At 60.8% G+C, this 1,468-nt stretch carries 2 protein-coding genes; both read right to left on the bottom strand.

Annotated elements, in window-relative coordinates:
- Positions 1-380 (bottom strand): SMI1/KNR4 family protein (locus tag BS630_RS27205; RefSeq protein ID WP_077979865.1); only part of this gene is annotated, 380 nt, incomplete at its 3' end.
- Positions 368-1,468: hypothetical protein (locus BS630_RS27200; protein WP_143529522.1), on the bottom strand; the 1,101-nt coding region annotated here is incomplete at its 5' end. The genes BS630_RS27200 and BS630_RS27205, both read right to left, overlap by 13 nt.

The following is a 1,468-nucleotide window of genomic DNA, read 5'->3' as shown; positions in this document are numbered from 1 at the left end:
GCCTCGATGAACTCCTCGAAAGAGCGGCCGAGAACACGCACTTCATTCAGCCAGTTTCCGGCAAAGACGAAGGGAATGGAAATATAGTCGCCCTTGACGAAGCCATAGGCGGTCGGGCCGCCATTCGAACCGATCAGCAGCTGGTCGTCGCGAAATTCGAAGATCTCGTAGCCGTCAGCCCCGGAGAGTTCCGCCGCACTCCACAGGATCAGATAACCTTGGCCGATCTCGCCGTTGAAGCCGTTGGAGGCGGCAAGGAAGGCCTTGATCTCCGCCGGCAGGATAATCTTCAGTTTCGCCTCGCAGGCCGCGATTTCAGCCGGGCTTGCGCCCGGCAACTGGCAGCCACCTTCAAATTTCTCCAGCATCAGCAGGCCCATTCGAGCTTCATCTCCTTGAGGTCGATCTGGGCGACACCGTCGCCGAAATTGAAGCCGCCGAAGATCTCCGAGATCTCGATGTAGAAGGGCGAGAAATCGGGATAACCCTGCATCGGAAACATCGTGCCGCCGAGATGGGCGTGCCAGTCCTGAAAGCGCTCCAGCCCCAATGCCTGGCCTTCTTCCGAATAGGCGGCGATATAGCTGCTGAGCTCGTTTTCGTGCCTGAATTCGCGCGCTGGCTTTCCGACATTCGGGTCGCCCTCGCGCAAGGTGATCTCGATCGGCCAACCGTAGTCGAGCGCGTCTGTTCCCGGCAGGTTCTTCCAGCCGCTCGGAGGCCGCGCTGCCGCCAGAAGCTCGTTGACGGCAAGTCCGCCGGGCGAAAAGACGTTTTTTTCCTGCTGCTCAGCCACCGTGCTCGGCAGGTTGAATTCGCCGAAATAATCGAGCGGCGATTTCGAGAGCCAGCCGGGAACAGGAGCGCCCTCGATGGCCGGCGGTGTGCCGAGCGGTGCTGCAAACTCCTCTTCCGTCAGCCAGAAGAGAACGTAGTCGTTGTCCATGAATTCCATGTCGAAGCGGCGCGGATCGGCCCGGCGCGCGCCTCCGGTGTCCACATTTCTGCTTGCCGGCGGCGTTTCCCATTGTTCGTCGACAAAGAGCGAGATCGCCACATACTCATCGCCGAGCGTGCGGTATTGCGGCGGTAGTTTCACCGTGAAGGCATGGCGAAGCGGCATACCGTTGGTGGTGCTGACCGGCCATCTCCTGGCATCGATGCCCGGCGGGCGGCCGTAGCACCAGCCGCTACTGGGACGGCGGGCGAGATCGACAGGATCGGTCATCGTCAGGTCATAGGCCTCGGTGAGGCTGGGATCGGCATATTTATAGGGCCGCTCTGGATAGACCGCCGTCGGATCCGTCAGACTGATAATCCTGACGACATCCTCCCTGATGCCGACGCCGAGCGTCAGCGTATCCGACAGGTTCGTCTTCAGCATGGTCCAGCCATACTTCTCCCGCTCGTCCGAGATGCGCTCGACACCGGGATAAAGCCGATGCAGCTCTTCGGCCGGCATTCCCAT

The organism is Rhizobium laguerreae (genome assembly GCF_002008165.1).
Classification (GTDB): Bacteria; Pseudomonadota; Alphaproteobacteria; order Rhizobiales; family Rhizobiaceae; genus Rhizobium; species Rhizobium laguerreae.
The sequence above is the reverse complement of the archived record's forward strand: the minus strand, read 5'-3'. Positions and strand labels throughout refer to the sequence as shown.